This window comes from Geodermatophilus siccatus, assembly GCF_900103785.1.
GTDB lineage: Bacteria > Actinomycetota > Actinomycetes > Mycobacteriales > Geodermatophilaceae > Geodermatophilus > Geodermatophilus siccatus.
Genome location: NZ_FNHE01000002.1, coordinates 208,708 through 231,317, shown reverse-complemented (window position 1 = coordinate 231,317; position 22,610 = coordinate 208,708). Strand labels below are relative to the sequence as shown.

Sequence of the window (22,610 nt, the reverse complement as noted above, 5' to 3'; positions counted from 1 at the left end):
CGTCACGACTCGGGACGGTAACGGCGGGGGGTGCACGGCGTACCGCCTGGTTAGGCTCCGATCGTGCCCTCTCCGACCGCCGCCGCGACCGCCGGTGCGCCGCTGGTGACCATCGACCGCGTGCACGCCGCGCGGCAGGTCGCCGCGGAGGCCGGGGTCGACCTGCTCGTCGTCACCCCGGGCTCGGACCTGCGCTACCTCTGCGGCTACTCCGCCCACGCGATGGAGCGGCTCACCGCGCTGGCGGTGCCGCGGCGGGGCGAGCCGTTCCTCGTCGTCCCCCGGCTGGAGGCCCCCATGGTCGACGCCAGCCCGGCCGGCGGCCTGGGCCTGGAGGTGCTGGCCTGGGACGAGACCGACGACCCCTTCGCCCTGCTGGGCCGCACCGCCACCGCCCGGCTGGGTGCCGCGCCGGCGCGGGTGGCCGTGGGCGACCGCACCTGGGCGCTGCACGCACTCGGCGTCGCGGGCGCCCTGCCCGGGGCGGCGCTGGAGCTGGCGGGCCCGGTCGTCGACCGGCTGCGGATGGTGAAGACGCCGGCCGAGGTCGCCGAGCTCGCCGCGGCCGGCGCGGCCATCGACCGGGTGCACGCCCGGATGGGGGAGTGGCTGCGGGCCGGGCGCACCGAGGCCGAGGTGGGTGCCGACATCGCCGCGGCGATCCTCGCCGAGGGGCACGTGTCGGTGGACTTCACCATCGTCGGGTCCGGGCCCAACGGCGCCAGCCCGCACCACGAGCTCTCCGACCGGGTGGTGGAGGAGGGGGACGTCGTCGTCGTCGACATCGGCGGCGAGACGGTCACCGGCTACCGGTCGGACTGCACCCGCACCTACGCCGTCGGCCGCGCGCCGGGTGCCGAGGTCGCCGAGTGGTACGCCGTCCTGCAGGAGGCCCAGCGCGCCTCGACCGCCGCCGTCCGGCCCGGGGTGACCGCCGAGGCCGTGGACGCCGCCGCGCGCGACGTCATCGCCGCCGCCGGGTGGGGCGAGTACTTCATCCACCGCACCGGGCACGGCATCGGCCTGGACACCCACGAGGCGCCCTACATCGTCGCCGGCAACGGCCTGCCGCTCGAGCCGGGGATGGCGTTCTCCGTCGAGCCGGGCATTTACCTGCCCGGCCGCTGCGGCGCCCGCATCGAGGACATCGTCGTCTGCACCGACGACGGCGTCACCGCGCTCAACGAGGGTCCGCGTGAGCTCGTCGTCCTCCCCGGCTGAGGGCGGCGGGCCGCTCACCTCCGGCGACGTCGACCGGGCGCTGCTGGCCGCCCTGGCCCGCGACGGGCGGGCCAGCTACACCGAGCTCGCCGAGCGGGTGGGCCTGTCGGTGTCGGCGGTGCACCAGCGGGTGCGCCGGCTCGAGCAGCGGGGACTGATCACCGGCTACCACGCCAAGCTCGACGCGGCGGCCCTCGGCCTGGGCCTGACCGCGTTCGTCGCGATCACCCCGTCCGACGCCGCCACGCCGGACGAGGCACCGGCGCTGCTGGCGCACCTGACCGAGATCGAGGCCTGCCACTCGGTGGCGGGGGTGGAGAGCTACCTGCTCAAGGTGCGGACGTCGTCCCCGGACGCGCTGGAGGCGCTGCTGCGGACCATCCGGCAGACCGCCAACGTCACCACGCGCACGACGGTGGTGCTCTCCACCTTCTACGAGGACCGCCCGCCGCTGTAGCGCCGGCTGGACACCGGGTCGAACGTGTGTTCGGATGACCGGCGTGCGGTGGGACGCCCAGCGGCTGGACGCCGAGGAGCCGGCCACGCTGCCCGGCATGCCGACGATGCGCGGCCTCCTGCGCAGCGTCCAGGTGCCGGAGTTCCCCGGGCTGACCTTCCACGAGGTCCGCAGCAGGAGCGCGCTCAACGAGGTCCCGGGCGACTCGCGCATGCCGTTCCGATGGACCATCAACCCCTACCGGGGCTGCTCCCATGCGTGTGGTTACTGCTACGCCCGCAGCACGCACCAGTGGTTGGAGCTGGACACCGGCCGGGACTTCGACACCCAGGTCGTCGTGAAGACCAACCTGGTCGACGTCCTGCGCCGCGAGCTGGCCCGGCCCTCGTGGCGGCGCGAGCACGTCGCCCTGGGCACCAACACCGACCCGTACCAGCGGGCCGAGGGCCGCTACCGGCTGATGCCCGGCGTGATCTCGGCGCTGGCGGGCTCCGGCACGCCGTTCTCGATCCTGACGAAAGGCACCCTGCTGCGCCGGGACCTGCCGCTGCTGGCGGCCGCTGCCCGCGACGTCCCCGTCGGGCTCGGGGTGTCCCTGGCGATCCGGGACGACGAGCTGCAGGCCTCCCTCGAGCCCGGGGCGCCCAGCCCGCGGGCCCGGCTGGAGCTGGTGCGGGCGCTCACCGACGCCGGCCTGACCTGCGGGGTGTTCCTCGCCCCGGTGCTGCCCGGCCTCACCGACCGGCTGGCGGACCTCGACGCCGCGCTGCGAGCCGTCGCGGAGGCGGGGGCCACCGGCGTCACCGTCGTCCCGCTGCACCTGCGCCCCGGCGCCCGGGAGTGGTTCTCCGCCTGGCTGGCCCGCGAGCACCCGGCACTGGTGCCGCGCTACCGGCAGCTCTACCGCCGCGGCGCGGTCGTCGCACCGGAGTACCGCAGCTGGCTGGCCGGCCGGGTGGGCCCGCTGCTCACCCGGTACGGCCTGGACGGGCAGGCCGGGGGAGCGGCCCGTGGGGTGGACGGCGACAGTACGCCGGGCGGCATCCCCGCGGACGGGGACCGCGACTTCCCGTCAGGCAGCCTGCCGGCGACCCGGCCGGCGCAGGTCCGCCCCGCTCCGGCACCGGTGGGCGAGCAGCTCGCGCTCCTCTGACCCGACGCGCCGGCACCGGCGCGGTCGCCCGGGGCCGCGCAGCGGCCATGTACCCGTTATCTCCAACTGGCGCACCATCGACGACGGAGAGGGCCAGGCAGCAGCAGGGGAGGGGGGCCCCGCTCGGCGCCCGACGTGCCGGGTGAGAGCGGCACGGGGCACCTGGCGGCGGCCAGCGGGCACGTCATCCGGGCCCGCGGGGCCCGCGCGCGTGCCCCGCCCCGACACCGGCCGACGAGCCCTCCTGCCGGCCCGACCGGGGAGGCCCGGCTCGGCGTCGGCCTCGCGCGCCACTCCCCACTACCGTTATCCCCAACTAGCCGTCCGACAAGAACAGGAGAAAAGGCCGACAGCGAGGCCAAGAGCAGCCCGCGCACTGATCAGGAGGGGCGGCCCTCGGCCTCGCGCGCCGCTCGGGCCGCACTGCGCTTGGCGCGCACGGCGCCGCGCGGGGCGACCGGCTCGGCGCCGCCCGCGAGCGCGAGCCGGCGGTAGGAGTCGTAGGAGAGGGTCAGGTACTGCACCGCCAGCGCCTCGGCCCACTCGCGCCTCGACGGTGGTGCGGTCATCCGAAGGTGCTGCGCCGTCCGCACGGCGTGCTTGGCGAAGGTGACCTGCAGCGCCTGGGTCGACAGTCGCGCCCCCACGGCCGAGGTGAGACCGGGGCCGCGGCGCAGCGCCGGCAGCACCCACGGGCTGTCGGCGAGCGCGGGGAACCGGGCGCGGCAGGACTCCCAGGCGTGCCACGCGGTGAGCGCGCCCGGCACCGACCACTCGCCGTCCTCGGTGCGGACGACGACCCGCCGCGCCGTCGGCTGCACCTGGTCGCGGCGCAGCGACCGGAACTGCCCCACGGTCCCGGGCCAGCCCAGGGCCAGCGCGCACCACGCCACGGTGCGCAGGTGTTCGGGGTCCTCGGACCTGATCTGGGAGAGTGGCCGCAACTCCAGGGTCTGCGGGTCGGGCTCCGGCGTCCGCACCACCGGCAGCGCGATCCCGCCGTACCGGGCGACCTTGCTGTAGAGGGCGACGGTGGCCGGCTTCCAGTCGCGGGCTTCGGCGATGGGGTCCATGCCCTCCTCGACGAGGGCGTCGGGCCCCATGCCGAGCTCGAGCGCGGCGTCGACGAGCCGGCGCCACTGGGCCTCGTAGCCGGGCGGCACGGGCAGCCGGCGCCAGGCCCGCTCGGGAGGCGGAGCCGGCATCGCCGGGAGAGGCGGTTCCCACCGGTCGCTCATGCACTCATCGTACCGTTATCCCGAACAGTTGTAGGAAACTTCCAGGGAGGGAAGGCGGCGCCTCCGGCGCCGGGCCACCGACAAGGACTTCCGGTTCCCCATCCCGTTCGCCGCGCGGCACCGCAGCCTCCTGGGAATGCTGTCGGCGTGCGGACGGTGGGTGTCGAGGAGGAACTGCTGGTGGTCGACCCCTCGGGGCGGCCGGTGCCGCTCGGGCCGGCCGCGCTGGAGGTGGCGGCCCGTCGTGGCGAGGGCGAGACGGTCGAGGAGCACGACCGTGCCGAGCGGGAGGACGGCGACACGCGCGTGGTCGACGACCCGGCCGCCCGGCTGGTCCCCGAGCTCAAGGCGCAGCAGCTGGAGTTCGGCACGCCCGTCTGCACGGGTCTGGAGGACGTGGCCGCCGACCTGCGGCACTGGCGGGAGCGGGCGGACGCCGCGGCCCGTGGTGTCGGCGCCCGGGTGGCCGCGCTGGCCAGCTCCCCGGTGCGGGTCGAGCCGCGGAGCACGCCGGGGGAGCGGTACACGCAGATGGCCGAGACCTTCGGGCTGACCGCGGCCGAGCAGCTGACCTGCGGGTGCCACGTGCACGTCGCCGTCGACGACGACGAGGAGGGCGTCGCCGTCCTCAACCGGATCCGCGTGTGGCTCCCGGTGCTGACCGCGCTGACCGCGAACTCGCCGTTCTGGCTGGGCCGGGACAGCGGCCACGCCAGCTACCGCGCCCAGGCGTGGAACCGCTGGCCGTCGTCGGGCCCCACCGAGCTGTTCGCCGACGCCGCCGCCTACCACCGGCTCGTGCAGGAGCTGCTCGCCACGGAGACGATCGTCGACACCGGGATGGTGTACTTCGACGCCCGGCTGTCCGAGCGCTGGCCCACCGTCGAGGTGCGGGTCGCCGACGTCGCGCTGCGGGCCGAGGACGCCGTCACCCTCGCCGGCCTGGTGCGCGGGCTGGTCGGCACCGCCGCGGGCGAGTGGCGGGCCGGGGTGCCGGCGCCCGCCGTCCGCAGCGAGGTGGTGCGCATGGCCGCGTGGCGCGCCAGCCGCTCCGGGCTGACCGGGGACCTCGTGCACCCCGCCACCGGCCGTCCCGCGCCGGCCGCGCAGGTCGTGACGGCGCTGCTGGAGCACGTGCGGCCCGCGCTGGCCGCCGCCGGCGACGAGCAGCGGGTATCCGGCGGCGTCGCCGCGGTCCTCGACCGCGGCACCGGCGCGGACCTACAGCGCCGGGTGTTCGCGCAGACCGGTGACCTCACCGCGGTGGTGCGGGCGGCGGTCGAGGCCACGCACTCCTGAGAGCGGTGCCGCGGGACGGCGGTTATCGTCCCGCCATGTACACCGCCAGCTGGGGCGACGTCGTCCGCCGCGACCTCTTCGGTGCGCACCCGGACCCCCGCGACCGTCCGTACCGGTTCGTCATCCGGCTGGCGCTGGCGGTGTTCCGGCTGCTGCGCTTCCGCTTCGACGTCCGCGGCGCCGAGCACGTGCCGACGTCGGGCGGCGCGGTGGTCTGCAGCAACCACGTCAGCTACCTCGACTTCACCTTCCTCGGGCTGGCGGCGCTACCGCAGCACCGGCTGGTGCGGTTCATGGCCAAGGCCTCGGTGTTCGCCCACGGTTTCTCCGGGCCGTTCATGCGGGCGATGCACCACATCCCGGTCGACCGGAAGGCCGGAGCGGCCGCGTTCGACCTCGCCGTCCGCGCGCTCAAGGACGGCGAGGTGGTCGGCGTCTTCCCCGAGGCGACGATCAGCAGCAGCTTCCGGGTCAAGGAGCTCAAGGCCGGCGCCGCGCGGATGGCGATCGACGCCGGGGTCCCGGTGATCCCCGCGGCGGTGTGGGGCGGCCAGCGGCTGTTCACCAAGCACCACCCGATCCAGCTGACCCGCGGCGTGGCGGTCACCGTCGTCCTCGGCGAGCCGATCCGCCCGGAGCCGGGGGAGGAGCCCCGCGCGCTGCTGACCCGCATCCGGGCGGCGATGGAGGCGTTGCTCGACGAGGCCCAGCGCACCTATCCCCAGCCGCCGGCCGGCCCCGAGGACCTCTGGTGGCAGCCGGCGCACCTGGGCGGCACCGCACCGACGCCGGAGGAGGCCGTGCGCCTCGACCACAGCGACGTCAAGGGCGCCCGCCCCAAGGCGAACCCGGTCGCGACGGTGCGCCGGCTGCTGCGCCGCCGCGCCCGCTGAAGGGTGGCCGCCGAGCCGAGCCCTGGAGCGGCCCCGCCCGGAGGCTCGCCGCGAGCCCGCGAGCGGTGAGGGGGGACGGGGTCCTCTCTCAGTCGACGACCGTCGGTGCCATGAGCCGGAAGGCGTCGAGCTCGACGTCGTACCAGCGGCGCATCCGGCCCAGCGGGGTCATCCCCAGCCGGGTGCACACAGCCACCGACGCGGTGTTGCCGGGCCGGACCACGGCGTACACCTCCGGCAGGCCCGCCTCGAAGCCCCGCTCGATGACCGCCCGCGCCGCCTCGGTGGCGTAGCCGCGGCCCCAGCTGTCCGGGTGCAGGTGCCAGCCGACCTCCACCTCGCCCACGCCGCGGGGGAGGGGCTTGAGCAGCACCGTGCCGGCCACGATCCCGGAGTCCAGCTCGATCGCCCAGACGCCGAAGCGGTCGTCGGCCTGCGCCACCGCGCGCCACCGGGCGACCAGCTCGGCCGGCGGGACCGACGGCGTGCCGCCCAGCCAGCGGGTGACCTCGTCGCGGCCGTAGAGGTCCACCAGCCGCGCCAGGTCGTCCCGGCGGGTGGTCCAGGGCCGCAACCGCAACCGTGCGGTGCGCAGGTCCCCGCCCTCGGCCGCCACGCCGTCCTGCCTACCGCCGGGGGCGGCCCGCGGCCACCGGACGCCGGCCGCCCCCCGGGACGCCTCCGGCGGAGGCGCCGTGGTGTCCTTCCCCGGGCGCGGTCGGCGCCCGCGCGACAGGGAGGACGGGACGTGACCGAGAGCCTGCTGGTCACCGACGTGACGGTCGGCGATCGCACCGGCCGGGCGGTGCTGGTGGAGGACGGCCGGATCGCCTGGCTCGGGGACGCCGCCGCCGCGCCGTCCGCCGCCCGGGTGGTCGCGGGGGAGGGGGCGCTGCTCACCCCGGCCTTCGTCGACGCGCACGTGCACGCCACGGCGACCGGTCTGGCGCTCACCGGTCTCGACCTCCACTCGAGCCTGAGCCTTGGAGATGTGGTTGCGTCGCTCCGGGCCCACGCCGCGGCCACTCCGGGCGGTGTCCTGCTCGGCACCGGCTGGGACGAGACCGGCTGGCCGGAGGGTCGCGGGCCCACCCGTGCCGACGTCGACGCCGTCGTCGGCGACCGGCCGGCCTACCTGGCACGGGTCGACGTCCACTCCGCCACCGTCTCGACCGCGCTGCTGGACCGGATCCCGGGGATCGCCGACCTGCCCGGCTTCTCCGCGGACGGGCAGCTGCGCCTGGATGCCCACCACGCCGCCCGGCAGGCGGCCTACGGGGCGGTGGACGCCGTCCAGCGCGGCGCCGCGCAGCGGGCCACCCGCGCGGCGGCGGCCGCCCTGGGCATCGGCAGCCTGCACGAGATGGCCGGACCCGAGGTCTCCGGCGCCGACGACCTGGCCGGCCTGCTGGCGATCGCCGCCGCCGAGCCCGGTCCGCGGGTGCTCGGCTACTGGGGTGAGCTGGCCGAGCGCGGAGGCCTGGACGTGGTGCGCGAACTGGGTCTGACCGGCGCCGGGGGCGACCTGTTCTGCGACGGCGCCCTGGGCTCGCACACCGCCGCGCTGAGCCGTCCCTACAGTGACCGACCCGAGACGGTCGGGCACCTGCGCTTCGAGACGGCGTCCCTGGTCGAGCACGTGCGGGCCTGCACCCGCGCCGGCGTGCAGGCGGGGTTCCACGTCATCGGGGACGCCGCGGTCGACCAGGTGCTCGACGCGGTCGGCGCGGTCGTCGACGAGCTGGGCGCAGCCGCGGTCCGGGCGTGCCGGCACCGCCTCGAGCACGTCGAGATGGCGTCCCCGGCAGCGGTGGTGCGGCTGCGCGACTGGGGGATGGTCGCCAGCGTGCAGCCGGCGTTCGACTCGGCCTGGGGCGGGGACGCCGGGATGTACGCCGAGCGGCTCGGGGTGGACCGGGCGCTGGCCACCAACCCGTTCGCCGAACTCGCCGACGCCGGGGTCGCGCTCGTCCTGGGCAGCGACACCCCGGTCACCCCGCTGGACCCGTGGGGCGGGGTGCACGCGGCGGTCGACCACCACGCGCCGGGATCGGGGCTGCGGCCCTTCGACGCCTTCGACGCGGCCACGCACGGCGGCTGGCACGCCGTCCGCGCGGAGCACCCACAGGGGCCGCTGGCCGTCGGGGCTCCGGCCGACCTGGCGCTGTGGGCGACGTCGGAGACGCTGTCGGCGGTGCTCGCCGGGCGGGGCCGGCCGGCCTGCCGCCTGCTGCTGGTGGACGGCGCCCCGGTCGGGGACCGAGGCGCGTAGGGCACGGACGGCTCACGGTCCGTCCGCCGTCCGCGAGGCCAGGGACCGCGGCGGAGTGTCCCTACAGCGACTGCAATCACCCGCCGCGGTCCCCCGTCGGGGGACGGCACGGACGGGGGACCCCGGAACGGGTTCCTCGCCGATCCCCGGCGGGATGGGATGCTGGAGGCCGCGACCCCGTCCGACCGGCTCGGGGCAGGTCAGCGACCGGAGGCTCCCGGCCGCACGGGTCCACGGGAGGCACGGGTGCCGTCAGCGACGCCGACCGGCACCCTCGAGCGGCCCGCCGGGTCCTCGGGTACGAGCTCCGCGGGTGGGTCCCGGCGGCGCTGGGTGGGTGGGCAGCTGGCAGGGCGGACGCTGCTGGCGGCCGCCGCCGGGGGACTGCTCCTGCTCGCCTTCCCCGGCTCCTCGCTGCCGCTGCTGGCACCGCTGGGCCCGGCCGCCCTGGCCCTGGCCGTCCACGGGCAGCGCGCCCGCACCGGCGCCTGGCTGGGCCTGGTCGCCGGCCTGGCGTTCTTCGTGCCGCTGCTGTCGTGGAGCGGCATCGTCGTCGGCGCGCTGCCGTGGCTCGCACTCGCCATCTCGCAGGCCGCCTCCGTCGCCCTGCTCGGCGCGGCGACGGCCGCCACGTCGCGGCTGCCGCTGTGGCCGCTGTGGGCGGCGGCTCTCTGGGTGGCCCAGGAGGCGCTGCGCGGCCGGTTCCCGTTCGGCGGCTTCCCCTGGGGCCGGCTGGGCCTGAGCCAGACCGAGGGGCCGTTCCTGGCGCTCGCCGCCTACGGCGGGGTGCCCCTGGTCGGGTTCGCCATCGCGCTCACCGGCACGCTGCTGGCCGCCGCCGTCCTGCGGCTGGGCGCCGGGGGACGGCGCGCCGCGGCGCTCACCGCCCTGGGCGCGCTGGCCGTCCCGGCGCTGGGCGGGCTGGCCTGGCTGCCGCTGCCCGGCTCCTCGCTCACCGCCGGCGGGCCGACCCGGACTGTCGCGGTCGTGCAGGGCGACGTCCCGAAGCCGGGCCTGGAGTTCAACGAGCGCCGCCGGGCGGTGCTGGACAACCACGTGGGCCGGACGATCGCCCTGGCCGAGGCGGTCGCGGCCGGCGAGCAGCCGCAGCCCGACCTCGTCGTCTGGCCGGAGAACAGCTCCGACATCGACCCGTACCGCAACCCCGACGCCGCCCGTGAGATCAGCCGCGCCGCGGACGCCATCGGCGCGCCGGTCCTGGTGGGCGCCGTCGTCAGCGGCCCGGGTGCGTTCATCAGCAACACCGCGATCGTCTGGGCCCCGGGGACCGGGCCGGGCGACACCTACGTCAAGCGCCACCCGGTCCCGTTCGCCGAGTACATCCCCTTCCGCGACTTCTTCCGGCTGTTCAGCGACAAGGTCGACCTGGTCCGCCGCGACTTCGCTGCCGGCGACGAGGTCGGCCTGCTGGAGGTGGGCGGCGCCCGGATCGCCGACGTCATCTGCTTCGAGGTGGTCTACGACGGCCTGGTGCACGACGCCGTCTCCGCCGGCGCCGGGATGATCGTCGTCCAGACCAACAACGCCACCTTCGGCTACACCGCCGAGAGCGAGCAGCAGGTCGCGGCCGCCCGCGTCCGGGCGGTCGAGTTCGGCCGCTCGGTCGCCCTGGCCTCCACCAGCGGCATCTCGGCGGTCATCGCCCCCGACGGCTCCCTGGCCGCCGCCTCGGGGCTGTTCGAGCCGGCGGTGTTCGTCGAGGAGGTCGCGCAGCGCGACTCCACCACCCTCGCCGAGCGGCTGGGCGCCGGCCCGGAGTGGCTGCTGAGCGCGCTGGGCGCCGGGGCGGTGCTCGCGGTCGCCACGCCCGCGCTGCGCCGCCGGCTGCGGAGAGGGACGGCGTGAGCGCGCGCGTGCTGGTCGTCGTCCCCACCTACGACGAGGTGGAGAACATCGAGCCGATCCTGGAGCGGCTGCACGCGGCCCTCCCGGAGGCGCACGCCCTCGTGGTGGACGACGGCTCGCCCGACGGCACCGGCGAGCTGGCCGAGAAGCTGGCCGCGCTCGACCCGCGGGTGCACGTGCTGCGGCGGACCACCAAGTCCGGCCTCGGCCCGGCCTACGTCGCCGGCTTCCGCTGGGGCCGCGCGCGCGGCTACGACGTGCTGGTCGAGATGGACGCCGACGGCTCGCACCACCCCGAGCAGCTGCCCGACCTGCTGGCCGCGCTCGAGGACGCCGACCTGGTGCTGGGCTCGCGGTACGTGCCCGGCGGGCGGGTGGAGGACTGGCCGCTGCACCGGCTGCTGCTCTCCCGCGCGGGCAACCTGTGGACCCGCTGGTCGCTGCGGCTGCCCCTGGCCGACGCCACCGGCGGTTTCCGGGCGGTGCGCGGCGAGCTGGTCGACCGGCTGCCCTTCGACGACGTCGCCAGCCAGGGCTACTGCTTCCAGGTCGACTGGGCGTGGCGGGCGGTCCGCGCCGGCGCCCGCGTGGTCGAGGTGCCGATCACCTTCACCGAACGCACGTTCGGGCGGAGCAAGATGAGCCGCTCGATCGTTCAGGAGGCGTTGGTACGGGTCACCTGGTGGGGCCTGCAGGACCGGCTGGCCGACCGGCTGCCGGGCCGGGTCCGCCGCCCCGTGCCGCGACGAGCCCGCGACGGCGGGCGGTCGAGCGGGGTCCGGTAGGCGGACCTGGGGCCGCCGGCGCGTGCGGGCGAGAGGAGAACCGTGGGACACCGCGTGCGCGTGCTGGTGGGGCTGTGGGCGCTGGCCGAGGTCGTCGTCCTCGTCCTGGTCGCCTCGTGGATCGGCGTGGGGTGGACGGTGCTGGCCACCCTGGCCACGACCGCCCTGGGCTGGGTGCTGCTGGCCCGCCAGGGCACCCGGGCGCTGGCCGAGCTGCGGGAACGGGCCCGCGAGCGGCGGGCACCGGGGCGGGCCCTGGGGGACGCCGGGCTGATCGCCGTCGGCGGGCTGCTGATGGTGCTGCCCGGGTTCCTCGGGGACGTCGTGGGGCTGCTGTGCCTGCTGCCGCCGACGCGCTTCCTCGTCCGCGGGCTGCTGGGCCGCACGGTGGCCGCCCGGCTGCCGGTCGCGCTGCGCGGTCCGGTGCGGGTGCGCAGCGCCCGCGCGGAGGGGCCCCTCGGCGGTCCGTTCGGTTCGGGGGCGCACGCGTCCGGGTTCGGGCGGCCGCTGGTCATCGAGGGCGAGGTCGTGCGGGACGAGCCGGTGCGCGACGACCGCCCGTGACCGGTCCGGCTCCCGACGTCGCTGCCCCGGGCGCCGACGTCGAGACGATCATGGCGTTGGGGTTGGCCCGCTCGGCACGTCCGCGCGCGTCACCTGCACCGAGCCCATGACCAACTCCTGAGGGGGGCTGGGACCGGCGGACCTGCGCTCCGGGCCCGGAACGCGGAACGGCCCCGGTGGGGGATCCCACCGGGGCCGTCGCCTGCCGTCGTGCGACGGTGTCAGCTGGCGCGGGTCCGCCGACCGCGGAGCACCTCGAGGCGCTCGGCCAGGACCTCCTCGAGGTCCTCCACCGAACGGCGCTCCAGGAGCATGTCCCAGTGCGTCCGCGGGGGCTTGACCTTCTTGGGCGCGGGCTCGGTGCCACCGACCAGCTTGGCGGCCGAGCCGTCGAACTTGCACTCCCAGGTGTCGGGGAGCTCGGCGTCGTCCGCGAAGGGCACGGTGAACAGGTGACCCGACGGGCACCGGTACTCCGCGTACTGCCGCTCGATCGGCGCGGTGTTCCGTTCGGTCTCGTAGCTCACGCTGCCCAGTCGGCTGCCCCGCAGGGAACGCTCGCCCATGGCACACCGTCCTCTCGTGCTGGTGGTGTCGGTCCAGACTCACCGTCGCAGCAGGGGTCTACCCACTGCGCGGCGGGATCACGTGGACCAACGACAGAGTTCGCGGAGAGATTCCGCGGAATCGGTCCCGAATCATCGCATGGGGTGGTAGTGGGACGCTGGACCACCCCCTTCCGGGGGAGTCCCGGCCGGTCGCCGGGCCCTCAGCGCAGCGCCAGCTGCCCGGGGCCGGCCGCCGTCGGGCCCAGCTGGCCCAGCACGTGGTGGCGCCGGCAGAGCACCTGGTAGTGCACGTCGGCGTCCCGCTCGTCCGGCGCCGGGGTGGGCGCGGTGTCGGCGACGACGACGGTCTCGCCCTCGCGGACCATCTCGCCGTCCACCACCCGGGCGTTGAGCAGCCCGGGCAGCCCGCACCAGCACAGCACCTCGACCTGGATGCGCTGGACGTCGTCGGCGACCTCGAGCAGCCGCTGGGTGCCGGGGAACAGCCGCGCCCGGAAGTCGGTGGTGAGCCCGAAGGCGTAGACGTCGACGTGCGACTCGTCGACGAGCTCGGCGAGCTGGTCGACCTGCGCGGCGGTGAGGAACTGCGCCTCGTCGACGATCAGGTAGTCCACCCGGTCGCCCGCCGCCCAGGAGGCGCGCACCAGCAGCCGCAGGTCGGTGCCCGCCGCCACCTCCAGCGCCTCGCGGCACAGCCCCACCCGGGAGCTGATCTGCGGCTGCGCGGAGCGGTCCCCCTGGGTCAGCAGCAGACCCCGCCGTCCCTGCCGGCTCTGGTTGTGGTCGACCTGCAGGGCCAGCGTGGACTTGCCGCAGTCCATCGGCCCGTGGAAGAAGCGCAGGTGCGCCGGCGCCGGGTGGCGGCGGCGGTCGCCGGCGGCGGGGACGGCGGACAGCAGCGGTGCGCCGTCCGTGTCGGTCAGGGGTGTCACAGGATCTCCTCGCCGGCGCTCGTCGGTCCTGCGCCACGGGGTGCTCCGCTCGTCCGTGACCTCGCCGGCCTGGTCACAAACGCTCCGGTGGGGTGTTGCCCGCCGCGACCACCGCGCGGCGGACGGGCAGCGCGGCCAGCGCGACGAAGCCGGCCACGAAGAAGACGACGAGGCTGACGATGGCCAGCCGGTAGGACCCGGTCAGCTGGTAGGTCAGGCCGAACGCCAGCGGCCCCAGCCAGCTGGTGCCGCGGTCGCTGATCTCGTAGAAGCCGTAGTACTCGGCCTCCTTGCCCGCCGGGATGAGCTGGCTGAACAGCGACCGGGACAGCGCCTGCGTGCCGCCCTGCACCAGCCCGATGACCGCGGCCAGGGCGTAGAACTGCCCGACCGCGCCGGCCTGGAGGAAGTAGGCGACGACCAGCACGCCGATCCACGCCCCCAGGGCGCCCAGGACGGTCCGCTTGGCCCCGTACCGGGCGGCCAGCCGGCCCAGGCCCAGCGCGCCGGCGATGGCCACCACCTGGACCATGAGGATCGCGCCGGTGAGCACCGACTGCTCCAGGCCGAGCTCCTCGGTGGCGTAGGTGGCCGACAGCGAGATGACGGTCTGGACGCCGTCGTTGAACAGCAGGTACGCGCCCAGGAACCACAGCGTCAGCGGGAAGGCCCGCATCTCGCGCACCGTCGTCGCCAGCTGGCGGAAGCCGCTGCGCGGCCGGCCGGCGGCCTCGCGCACCGGCCGGTTGCGCAGCCGGGACACCGTGAAGACGGTGAACGCGCCCCACCACAGGCCGGCCGTGGCCAGGCAGATCCGCACCGCCTCGCCGGTGGTCAGCCCCAGGGACGGCGCGCCGAGCACCAGCCCCAGGTGGACGCCGAGCAGCAGCGCACCGCCGACGTAGCCGAACGCCCACCCGCGGCTGGAGACGGCGTCCCGCTCGTCCGGCGCGGCCAGGTCCGGCAGCCACGAGTAGTAGACGACGGTGGCCGCGCCGAAGCTGATGTTGGCCAGGACGAACAGGACGGCGCCGAGCAGGTAACGGCCGTCGGCGACGAAGTAGAGGGCCGTGGTGGCCAGCGCGCCCAGCGCGGCGGAGCCGGCCAGGAGCTCCCGCTTGCGGCCGGTCCGGTCGGCCACGGCGCCGGTCAGCGGCAGCACCAGGACCTGCAGGAGCACCGACGCCGACAGCACGTAGGAGAACCAGCTGCCCGGCGGGATGGACAGGCCCAGGAAGCCCAGCCGCCCGTCGGGCCCGGCCGCCTCCTCGGCGACCGACGTCAGGTACGGGCCGAGGAAGACCGTGGTGACGCTGGTGTTGAACACCGACATCGCCCAGTCGTAGGAGTACCAGCCGAACCGCTCGCGGCGCAGCGCGCGGTCGGCGGCGGGGCTGGTCGGCCCGGTGGCGGCGGCGGTCGTCACGGCCGCAGGGTGTCAGCCGTGATCGAGGTGGTCCAGCACGGGCTGGTCACGCCGGGATGTCGCGGGGACGACGCCGCGGTCGGCCGCCCGCGGCGCACCGTCCCACCACTCGGCCCGGATCCCGCTCACCGCGGCACCCACTGGCCGCGGCGCTCCAGCAGGGCCCGGAGCATCGCCGGGCGGTCGGTCATCACGCCGTCCACGCCGAGGTCGAGGACGGCCGCGGCCTCCTCCTGGGTGTCCACCGTCCAGACGTGCACCTGCAGCCCGCGGGCGTGCGCCGCGGCGATGAAGCGCTCGTCGACCAGCGCCCGGCCACCCAGCTGCAGCGGCACCTGCGCGCAGCCGGCGGGGATGCGCACCAGCCCGGCGGCGCGGGGGGAGTAGGAGGACAGCCGCAGCGCCGCCACCCCGCGCGGGCCGAGCGAGGTGCACACCGAGGGCCCGAACACCCGGCGGGCCGCGGCGACGCGGGCGTCGGAGAACGAGCCCAGGCAGATGCGGTCCTCGGCGCGCAGCCGGCGGACGGTGCGGGCCAGCGGGGCGACGACGCCCGGTGCCTTGATGTCGAGGTTGAACCGCACGTCGGGCCAGGCGCCGAGCAGCTCCTCGAGCCGGAGGATCGGCTCGCGCCCCCCGATCCGGGCGGGTGCCAGCTCCGCCCACCTCAGCTGGTCGACGCGTCCGGTGCGGTCGGTGACGCGGTCGAGGGTCGGGTCGTGGAACACGATCGGCACGCCGTCGGCGGTGACCCGGACGTCGGTCTCCAGGTACTGGTACCCCATCGCCACGCAGGCCTCGAAGGCCGGCAGCGTGTTCTCCAGGTGCTCGATCGCCCCGCCCCGGTGGGCCATCGCGATGGGGGTGGGTCCGTCGAGGAACGCGTACCGGACCGAGCCCACGCCGACACGCTAACGCCGCTGGTCCACGCGCCGGTCGGGGCCTGGTCGCACGTGCCGCCGAGGACCGGTCCGTCCCGCCCCGACCGGCTTCCCGCAGGCGCGGACCGGGCGTGTTCCGCGGTTTGTGTCGGTGGCGGCGTCTACGGTGCGCAGCGTGGCAGAGCGAGACACGATCCGGACGATCGACGAGGAGGCAACGACCGAGACCGGGCTGCCCAGCCCGCGGAGGGGGAGTGGCAGCGAGCGCCGGTGCGGCTGGTGTCGCCGGGTGCTGCCGCAGCAGGGGTCGGTCGGGCGCCCGCGCCAGTACTGCGGTCAGGCCTGCCGGCAGCGGGCCTACGAGCAGCGTTCCGCGACGGCTAAGGCGGGCCTGTCCGGTGACGTCGTGCTGGTCACCCGCGCGGAGCTCGACGGGCTGCAGGACCGGCTGTACCAGCTGCGCTGCGCGATCGAGGACGTGCAGACCCTGCTGGGCGAGCGGCACACCAAGGCCGAGTTGGAGCGTTCCCTGCAGGACCTGGTGCGGTCGACCGGCCGGCTCGACAAGCTCTGGGTCTCCGAGCGCGCCGCCGGCTGACCGCACCGGCCCGGGCGGATCAGCCGTCGTCGGCGTCGTCGTTGCTGTTGCCCTGCTCGACGCCGTCCTCGGGGTCGGACAGGTCGGGCACGTTGTCCTGCGACGGGTCCGACTCGTCGTTGGTCTCGACGTTCGGCGGGTTGTTCTCGTCGGTGCTGCCGTCGTTCTGGTCCTGCCCGGCTGCCTGACAGGCGGTCATCGTCGCACCGCCTCCGAACAGCGCCAAGGCGGTCATCAGTGCGGCGATCGGGCGTCGGAGTTGCATGTCTCCGACCCTAGGCAGCCGTCGCGCAGTGCGCCCGTCGAACAGCGCCCCGTCCGTCTTTCCGTCACAGTGACGTAAATACCCGCGGGTGACCGCCCGGGGAAGTGGTGACCGGGAGGGCGGCGAGGGTCGCCGGCGCGGTGCCGGCCGGCGGGTCGGCACCGCGGATCGGGTGGGCCGACGAGGGGTCGGGACGAGGAGTCGAGGTGGCGATCGGACCGACCGGACGAGCCGGACGGCGCACCGGCGTCAGCAGGACGACGGTCGGACGGGTCGCCGAGCTGCTGCGTCGACGCGGTCGTCCGGCGCCGTGCCGGGTCGGCCGGCGCCGTGCCGGCACGCGAGGCGACGAGACGACGCCGGCCACCGCAGGACGCCGTTCTGGCCGGTCCGAGTGCCGGTCGGACCGGCTGGCGTCCGCAGCCCCTGTTCGCCATCGGCGCCAACGCCGATAATGCACATTATGTCAAGTTGCTCGGCGGTGAGATCCCCCGTCCGACCTGGTCACGACAGGGTCGTCACGTCGTAGTCGGCGAAGCGACGGTCTGCTGTGACGAGGACGAATCGCCGGCGCGCGGCCTGGGCGATGAGCATGCGGTCGAACGGGTCGCTGTGGTGCCTCGGCAGCGCGCCCGCCGCCAGGCCGTCCTCGACGGTGACCGGCAGCGCGTCGAAACCCTCCTGACGCAACTGCTGGGTCAGGTGATCAGGAACGGCGAGCTTGCCGACCGCGGCCTTGATCGCCATCTCCCACGCCGTCACCGCCGACACCAGGACCGTCGACGTCGGGTCCGCGATCGCCTCCCGCATCGTCGCTGTCAGCCGCGGGTCGCCGAACAGCCACCACAGCAGGACGTGCGTGTCCAGCAGCAGCGTCACGAGTCGGCGTCACCGCGGAAGGCGGCGATCAGCTCCTCGGGCGTCTCGTCGAAGTCGTCCGCCATCCACCCCTGGCCCCGCCAGGCTCCAGGAGTCCGCGGTTCGGTCCGCACGCCGGCCGGCACCAGCCGGGCGATCGGTTTGCCGGCCCGGGCGATGACGACGTCCTCCCCCGCCTCGACGGCCTCGAGGAGCCGCGAGAGGTGGGTCTTCGCCTCGTGGACGTTGACGGTCGTCGCCATGCACCCAGAGTATGACCAAGCCGGACTAAGTCAACGCCGATGGTCCGGTCGTCACCCATTTCGTCACGTGACACTTGCGCACCGATGAGTTCCCCGGTGCGAGATGGTCCACCCCTCGACGTCCCGACCGAGAGGAACCCCGTGCCCAGCAGCGTCACCCCGATGATCGTCACGCACGACCTCGAGCGCCTGGCCCACTTCTACACCGGCGTCGCCGGCGCGACGGAGACCAGCCGGACCCCCGACGAGGGACCGACGTTCTACCTCGGCCTGCGCGTCGGCGACTCCGAGCTCGGCATCGTCTCCGACGGATCGGTCGAGGGGGCGCCGGCGGGCCGGGTGTTGCTCAGCATCGAGGTGCCCGACGTCGACGCCGCCCTCAACCGGGTCGAGGCCCACGGCGGACAGGCGCCGGCGCCGGCCAACGACATGCCGTGGGGCCAGCGCGTCGCCCACGTGCGAGACCCGGACGGTAACGCGGTCAACCTGACCACCACGCGATGACCGGCCTCAGCGGCTGGCGAACGCGACCCGCAGCCCGAGGGCCACGAGCACGGTCCCGCTGACGGTCTCGAGCCGCCGGCGGATCCGCGGCCGCCGGGACCACGACCCCGCGCGGGCGACCCCGGCGGCCAGGGCCAGGTAGAGACCGGTCTCCAGACCGACCTGCAGCAGGCCCAGCAGCGCCGTCGTGGCGAACACCGGCCCGTCCACCGGGACGAACTGCGGGTAGAACGCGATCACGAGGACGGCGGCCTTCGGGTTGGCCAGTTGCACCAGGAGGCCCTCGCCGAACGCCGTCCACCAGTGGCGGTGGCCCGAGGACGGCCCCGGCTCCCCCACCGTGTCCGGATGCCGTCCCTCGCGCCACGCCGTCCGCCAGGCCTGGATCCCGAGCCCGAGGAGAACGGCCGCGCCCACCCCGTGGAGCACCAGGTAGGCCACCTCCGAGGCGGTCACCAACGCGGCGAAGCCCGCACCCGCCAGGAGAGCCCACACGTAGAGGCCGGCCTCCAGGCCGAGCACCACGGGTACCGCCCCGCCGGTCCCCCGCAGCGCCGACCGCCGGATGGCGAACGCCATCGCGGGGCCCGGGGAGACCGACATGAGCACCACGGCCGGCACGAAGGCCGGCAGTGACGAGACGAGGTCCACGGCTGGTGATGGTCGCCCGCCCGGTTCGTCGCGTCGACCGGATGTCCGGGTTGCGATCGGTGTGCTGTTGGGTTATTTCCCGGGAATTTTTGGACGAATGTTGGGGATAACGGATGAAGTGTCATCGGCCGCAGAGCGCCGAGGCTCCCCGCCTCACATCGGCGGGGTGCGCTACCGGTGGGACCACCGAGAGCCGGCCGGTCGTGCGGCGCTCGCCGACGCCGGGACCTGCACGTCGCTGCCGGCCGCAGCCGGGACGGTGCCCGAGGTGCTCAGCGGCCGCACTCCACCCGCAGGACCACGCCGGACGTCGGCTGCAGGGTCACCGACCGAACGGACTTGCCGTTGCGGTCGACCGTCCCGCGCGGCGGGACCACCGTGACCGTCGCCTGGGTGGGGTTGACCGCCGCCCAGGCCGTCGTGTACCTGCGGGTCCAGGCGCCGGACGGCTCACGCAGCGCATCCGCGGCGGCCGGGCCGGTCGCGACGGCCATCTCGGGCAGCCACTCCGGCTGGGTGTAGTCCCCCGCCGCGGTGGTCGACGGGGTCCAGTACTCGTCGCCGTTGCCCCGCACGAGGACGCTGGCGTAGGCGTACAGCAGGGTCCGGTTGTCCCCGGGGGCCGCACGGGTCACGGTGAGGGCCAGGCCGGGGCCCGCCAGCTGCCCTGTCTGCGTCACCCAGCCGGTCCGGCCCCAGTCCCACAGGAAGCCCGCACCGGGGTCGGTCCCCCAGTGCGCGAAGTTCTCCTCCATGGCCCCGCCGAACGCCGCGTGCGCGTCCCACCGCCCGTCCTGCAGCCGCGCGTCCGAGGTGTTGGGGACCAGGAGCCTGCCCCGTTCCCGCAGGGCCTGCCCGGCCCGCGTGACCAGGCCGTCGAGTCCCTCCTGCAGCCGCGCGTCGGTCTCCGCTGCCGACGCCGTGCCGGCGAGCAGGCCTGCGTCGTACCACCGCAGGGTCGCCAGGTCGTTGTCGGCGAGGACCCCGTCCCAGCCGGCCGAGACGACCTCCGCGACGACGTTGTCGACCCAGCGCTGCTGGTAGGCCGGGTCCCACACCGCCATCTGCCAGTGCCCCGGGTAGGGGTCCCACTCGATCCGCTCCCCGGCGTCGTCGACGGCGAACCAGGACGGATCCGCCTCGCCGTACCGCACACCGGCCGGCGGGAGCGGGTCGGTGTGGTAGCTGCGCGTGCTGGCGAGGTCCTTGTACACGAGCACGACCACGGAGGGGTCCTGCTGCCTGATGCGCTCGAGGGCCCACGTCTCCCAGGGGTTGAGGACCACGACCCCGTACCGGGTGGCCGCGGCGTCGATCTCCTGCTCGGTCGGCCGGTCCCCGATGGCGTACCAGAAGCCGCGCCGTCCGGCGGGGTCGTCCGCCGCATCAGCGGGCTGCGGACAGGCCGACGCGTTCGGAGCCGGATCGCGGGTGGAGGCGCTCGGCATCGCGACGAGGGCGGCCGAGAGAACCGCACCGACGGATCGCCACAGTCTGCGCGTCCTCGAGGAGGTGATCACACCGGTGGGCATCGACGGGTCGGGCGTCCCGCTCGATCCCCCGTCGGGGTGACCCTGCCCGCGCGCCCGCCTCACGACCGTCCACCGACTACGTCGACAACACCGACCACCCGCAGCGGTCCCATCCGGGGCGCCCCCGTCAGGACCCGCTGAGCACCTCTCCGTAGACCTCGAGCATCCGGGCCCCACTGGCGGTGAGCCCGTAGTCCTCCACGACGTGGCGCCGGGCAGCGGCACCCTCGCGGTCGCTGGCCGCCCGGTCGCGCAGCCGGACCCCGACGGCCTCCGCCAGCGCGGCGGGGTCCTCGGCGGGCACCACCGCGCCCGTCCCGGGCAGCACGGCCTCCCGGGCTCCCGCGACGTCGGTGATCACGACGCTGCGGCCGCTGGCCCCCGCCTCCAGCGGGACGAGGGCCATCCCCTCCCAGCGGGACGGCACGACGACGACGTCGGCGGCCGCGTACCAGTCCCGGGGATCGGGGCTGTTGCCGACCAGGACGACGCCCTCCCCGCCGGTGGACGACAGCCGTTCCTGCCAGGGCCCCTCCCCCACCAGCGCCAGGCACGCGCCGGGTACCGACTCCCGGATCCTCGGCCAGGCCTCGAGCAGCACGTCCTGCCCCTTCTGCTCGCTGAGCCGGCCGACGCACACCGCCAGGGGCCCGGCGCCGAGGCCGAGCCTCGCGCGCGCCCCGTCGCGGTCCCCCGGTCGGAAACGGTCGGTGTCCACGCCGTTGGGCACCACGCGGGCCCGGCCGTCGAGCGGCACCCCCAGCTCCCTCGCGTCGCGGCACTCGGCCTCGCTCACGCACACCACCCGCTGGGCCCACCTCACCGCCCAGACCTCCCAGGCCAGGGTGGCCCGCCGGAGCGGCCCCTGGACGGCCAGGAAGGACCAGGCGTGCGGCTGGTACACCGTCGGCACCCGCCCGCGCACCGCCAGGCGGCCGGCGAGCCCGGCCTTGGCGCTGTGCAGGTGGACCAGCGACGGGCGCAGTCCCAGCAGGATCCGGCGCAGGCCGGCGGTCTCCCGGACGACGACCGGGCCGGGGCTGCGCTGCGCGGTCCAGGACGCGTGCCGTGCCCCGCCGGCGACGGCCTCGGACGCCAGCCAGCCCTCCTCCGGGCACACGACGGTGACCTCGAACCCGGCAGCCACCTGGTGGCGGACCAGCCCGGCCACGCAGCGGGCGACGCCCTCGGTCGTGGGCTGGGCGACGTGGACGACGTGGACGGTCACGAGTTCTCCCCCAGGAGGTCGGTGTAGAGCGCCAGGTGCCGGTCCAGCGCCGTGCCCACGGAGAACCTCTCCCTCGCCATGGCCGCCGCCCGCGTGCCCCACTGGGCGGCGTCGACGGTGGTCAGCTCCTCGAGCGCCCGGGCGAGGGTGGTGGCGTCGCCGGGCGGGACGACGATGCCCGCGCCGGCGACCATCTCCGCGACCCCTCCGACGTCGGTCGCGACGACCGGTTTGCCGGCGCCGAGCGCCTCGATGAGGACCAGCGGCTGCTGCTCCATCGCCGACGGCAGCACGAACGCGTCCGCCTCGGCCAGCAGGGCGGGCACGTCGCTGCGGAAGCCGAGGAACTCGACCCGCCCGCGCAGCCCCGACCCGGCGGCGAGCGCCTCGAGCCCGGCCCGTTCCGGGCCGTCACCGGCCACCTGCAGCGTCACGTCCGGGGGGAGGGCGGCGCGGGCCATGGCCTCGAGCAGGAGGTGCACGCCCTTGCGGCGCACGAGCAGGCCGACGAACAGCAGCCGCCGCACCGGCCCGCGGGGGACGGCGGCCGGAGGCAGGGGCATCCCGTTGTCGATGTGCACCACGCGGTCGGCGGGGACCCGCAGCCGCTGCCGCAGGAACCGGCCCATCGACGACGCGGGGACGACCGTGCGGGTCACGGCTCGCGCCACGAGCGCGTCGGCCGCCAGGACCGTGCGGGTGTACCGCGAGGGTCCTCCACCCCGCCCGCCCCGGAACCACGACTCGGTCACGTCGTCGGGGACCCCGTGGTAGGTGTGCACCACGACCCCCGGCCGGCCCCCTCGGGGCGCGCTCCAGGTGGCGCCGGCGCAGACCAGGCCCGAGCGGCGGTCCTGCGCGTGCAGCACGTCGGGTCGCCAGGCGAACAGCTGATGTCGTGCCCGGCGGATCGCACCTGCGGCCCCCTTCCCCTCGACCAGCACCTCGGTGTGGAGGTGGGCCACCCGGTCGGCACCCCGGGCCGGGCGTGGGCCGAAGACCCGGACCTCCCAGCCCGGGACCCGGCTCGCCGCCAGGGCGAGCTCGACGGTCACGTCCACCGGCCCGCCCCGGTCCTGGGTGAGCAGGTAGGCCAGTCGCCGGGTCCGTGCCGGGCCGCTGTTCATCGTCGGGTTCCCTCCGTCGCTCGATCCA

Annotated in this window: 24 protein-coding genes; 11 read left to right on the top strand and 13 right to left on the bottom strand. The window is 75.7% G+C overall.

Annotated features, from left to right (window positions below):
* The first annotated feature begins 63 nt into the window (after positions 1–63).
* The 3 genes from BLS21_RS04385 to BLS21_RS04375 are packed head-to-tail and all read left to right on the top strand — an operon-like array spanning position 64 to position 2,831.
* A complete protein-coding gene (locus BLS21_RS04385; protein WP_245700055.1) occupies positions 64–1,221 on the top strand; it encodes a M24 family metallopeptidase in 1,158 nt (385 codons plus the stop codon).
* Positions 1,196–1,678, top strand: coding sequence for an Lrp/AsnC family transcriptional regulator (locus BLS21_RS04380; protein WP_091214328.1), 483 nt, complete (start codon positions 1,196–1,198; stop codon positions 1,676–1,678). The genes BLS21_RS04385 and BLS21_RS04380 overlap by 26 nt, the downstream gene beginning before the upstream one ends.
* A 34-nt stretch (positions 1,679–1,712) precedes the next feature.
* Positions 1,713–2,831 (top strand): Rv2578c family radical SAM protein, encoded by a 1,119-nt coding sequence (locus BLS21_RS04375; RefSeq protein WP_245700053.1) that lies wholly within the window; start codon positions 1,713–1,715, stop codon positions 2,829–2,831.
* Between the two features lie 380 nt (positions 2,832–3,211).
* Here the strand turns inward: BLS21_RS04375 and BLS21_RS04370 are convergent, their stop codons facing one another.
* Complete coding sequence (locus BLS21_RS04370; RefSeq protein ID WP_091214325.1) at positions 3,212–4,069, bottom strand: hypothetical protein; 858 nt, start codon at positions 4,067–4,069, stop codon at positions 3,212–3,214.
* 147 nt (positions 4,070–4,216) lie between these two features.
* On the opposite strand from BLS21_RS04370, the gene BLS21_RS04365 reads away from it, so the two are divergent.
* Positions 4,217–5,368 (top strand): carboxylate-amine ligase, encoded by a 1,152-nt coding sequence (locus tag BLS21_RS04365; protein ID WP_091214322.1) that lies wholly within the window; start codon positions 4,217–4,219, stop codon positions 5,366–5,368.
* Between the two features lie 35 nt (positions 5,369–5,403).
* The gene (locus BLS21_RS04360) at positions 5,404–6,261 is read left to right on the top strand and encodes a lysophospholipid acyltransferase family protein (protein WP_091214319.1); all 858 of its coding nucleotides are present in this window, start codon (positions 5,404–5,406) and stop codon (positions 6,259–6,261) included.
* Between the two features lie 88 nt (positions 6,262–6,349).
* Here the strand turns inward: BLS21_RS04360 and BLS21_RS04355 are convergent, their stop codons facing one another.
* Positions 6,350–6,877, bottom strand: a complete 528-nt coding sequence (locus BLS21_RS04355; protein WP_091214316.1) for a GNAT family N-acetyltransferase — start codon at positions 6,875–6,877, stop codon at positions 6,350–6,352.
* Between the two features lie 132 nt (positions 6,878–7,009).
* On the opposite strand from BLS21_RS04355, the gene BLS21_RS04350 reads away from it, so the two are divergent.
* From BLS21_RS04350 to BLS21_RS04335, 4 genes are all read left to right on the top strand, one after another.
* Positions 7,010–8,533, top strand: a complete 1,524-nt coding sequence (locus tag BLS21_RS04350) for an amidohydrolase (protein WP_091214313.1) — start codon at positions 7,010–7,012, stop codon at positions 8,531–8,533.
* A gap of 246 nt (positions 8,534–8,779) precedes the next feature.
* Positions 8,780–10,399: an apolipoprotein N-acyltransferase gene (gene lnt, locus BLS21_RS04345; RefSeq protein WP_091214311.1), complete on the top strand. Its 1,620-nt coding sequence runs from the start codon at positions 8,780–8,782 to the stop codon at positions 10,397–10,399.
* Complete coding sequence (locus BLS21_RS04340) at positions 10,396–11,184, top strand: polyprenol monophosphomannose synthase (RefSeq protein ID WP_091214308.1); 789 nt, start codon at positions 10,396–10,398, stop codon at positions 11,182–11,184. The genes lnt and BLS21_RS04340 overlap by 4 nt, the downstream gene beginning before the upstream one ends.
* Before the next feature lie 42 nt (positions 11,185–11,226).
* Positions 11,227–11,748: an FxsA family protein gene (locus BLS21_RS04335; RefSeq protein ID WP_091214306.1), complete on the top strand. Its 522-nt coding sequence runs from the start codon at positions 11,227–11,229 to the stop codon at positions 11,746–11,748.
* A 221-nt stretch (positions 11,749–11,969) separates the two neighbouring features.
* On the opposite strand, the gene BLS21_RS04330 is transcribed toward BLS21_RS04335, so the two are convergent.
* The 4 genes from BLS21_RS04330 to BLS21_RS04315 form a co-directional block, all read right to left on the bottom strand.
* Positions 11,970–12,314 carry an RNA polymerase-binding protein RbpA gene (locus tag BLS21_RS04330; protein ID WP_089304327.1) on the bottom strand — a complete coding sequence of 115 codons (345 nt, stop codon included), beginning with the start codon at positions 12,312–12,314 and terminating at the stop codon, positions 11,970–11,972.
* Between the two features lie 203 nt (positions 12,315–12,517).
* Positions 12,518–13,249 carry a thymidine kinase gene (locus BLS21_RS04325; protein WP_091214303.1) on the bottom strand — a complete coding sequence of 244 codons (732 nt, stop codon included), beginning with the start codon at positions 13,247–13,249 and terminating at the stop codon, positions 12,518–12,520.
* A 73-nt stretch (positions 13,250–13,322) separates the two neighbouring features.
* A complete protein-coding gene (locus BLS21_RS04320) occupies positions 13,323–14,675 on the bottom strand; it encodes an MFS transporter (protein ID WP_091214300.1) in 1,353 nt (450 codons plus the stop codon).
* A 125-nt stretch (positions 14,676–14,800) separates the two neighbouring features.
* On the bottom strand, positions 14,801–15,577 hold the full coding sequence (locus BLS21_RS04315; protein ID WP_175479412.1) for a glycerophosphodiester phosphodiesterase family protein: 777 nt from the start codon (positions 15,575–15,577) through the stop codon (positions 14,801–14,803).
* Positions 15,578–15,731: 154 nt separating this feature from the next.
* Here BLS21_RS04315 and BLS21_RS04310 point away from each other — a divergent pair, with 154 nt between their 5' ends.
* Positions 15,732–16,154 (top strand): hypothetical protein, encoded by a 423-nt coding sequence (locus tag BLS21_RS04310; protein WP_245700051.1) that lies wholly within the window; start codon positions 15,732–15,734, stop codon positions 16,152–16,154.
* Positions 16,155–16,173: 19 nt separating this feature from the next.
* Here the strand turns inward: BLS21_RS04310 and BLS21_RS04305 are convergent, their stop codons facing one another.
* The 3 genes from BLS21_RS04305 to BLS21_RS04295 form a co-directional block, all read right to left on the bottom strand.
* The gene (locus BLS21_RS04305; RefSeq protein ID WP_139177013.1) at positions 16,174–16,419 is read right to left on the bottom strand and encodes a hypothetical protein; all 246 of its coding nucleotides are present in this window, start codon (positions 16,417–16,419) and stop codon (positions 16,174–16,176) included.
* Between the two features lie 504 nt (positions 16,420–16,923).
* Positions 16,924–17,298, bottom strand: a complete 375-nt coding sequence (locus BLS21_RS04300) for a type II toxin-antitoxin system VapC family toxin (protein ID WP_091214292.1) — start codon at positions 17,296–17,298, stop codon at positions 16,924–16,926.
* Positions 17,295–17,540, bottom strand: coding sequence for a type II toxin-antitoxin system Phd/YefM family antitoxin (locus tag BLS21_RS04295; RefSeq protein WP_091214289.1), 246 nt, complete (start codon positions 17,538–17,540; stop codon positions 17,295–17,297). Before BLS21_RS04295 ends, BLS21_RS04300 begins: the two co-directional genes overlap by 4 nt.
* 141 nt (positions 17,541–17,681) lie before the next feature.
* On the opposite strand from BLS21_RS04295, the gene BLS21_RS04290 reads away from it, so the two are divergent.
* The gene (locus BLS21_RS04290; protein ID WP_245700049.1) at positions 17,682–18,044 is read left to right on the top strand and encodes a VOC family protein; all 363 of its coding nucleotides are present in this window, start codon (positions 17,682–17,684) and stop codon (positions 18,042–18,044) included.
* Positions 18,045–18,050: 6 nt separating this feature from the next.
* Here BLS21_RS04290 and BLS21_RS04285 read toward each other — a convergent pair whose 3' ends face one another.
* The 4 genes from BLS21_RS04285 to BLS21_RS04270 all read right to left on the bottom strand — a co-directional run bounded on the left by BLS21_RS04285 (position 18,051) and on the right by BLS21_RS04270 (position 22,582).
* Complete coding sequence (locus BLS21_RS04285; RefSeq protein ID WP_091214284.1) at positions 18,051–18,695, bottom strand: LysE family translocator; 645 nt, start codon at positions 18,693–18,695, stop codon at positions 18,051–18,053.
* A 272-nt stretch (positions 18,696–18,967) separates the two neighbouring features.
* The gene (locus BLS21_RS04280; RefSeq protein ID WP_175479411.1) at positions 18,968–20,143 is read right to left on the bottom strand and encodes a putative glycoside hydrolase; all 1,176 of its coding nucleotides are present in this window, start codon (positions 20,141–20,143) and stop codon (positions 18,968–18,970) included.
* Between the two features lie 211 nt (positions 20,144–20,354).
* Positions 20,355–21,455: a glycosyltransferase gene (locus tag BLS21_RS04275; protein ID WP_091214278.1), complete on the bottom strand. Its 1,101-nt coding sequence runs from the start codon at positions 21,453–21,455 to the stop codon at positions 20,355–20,357.
* On the bottom strand, positions 21,452–22,582 hold the full coding sequence (locus BLS21_RS04270) for a glycosyltransferase family 4 protein (RefSeq protein WP_091214275.1): 1,131 nt from the start codon (positions 22,580–22,582) through the stop codon (positions 21,452–21,454). Before BLS21_RS04270 ends, BLS21_RS04275 begins: the two co-directional genes overlap by 4 nt.
* Positions 22,583–22,610: the final 28 nt, after the last annotated feature.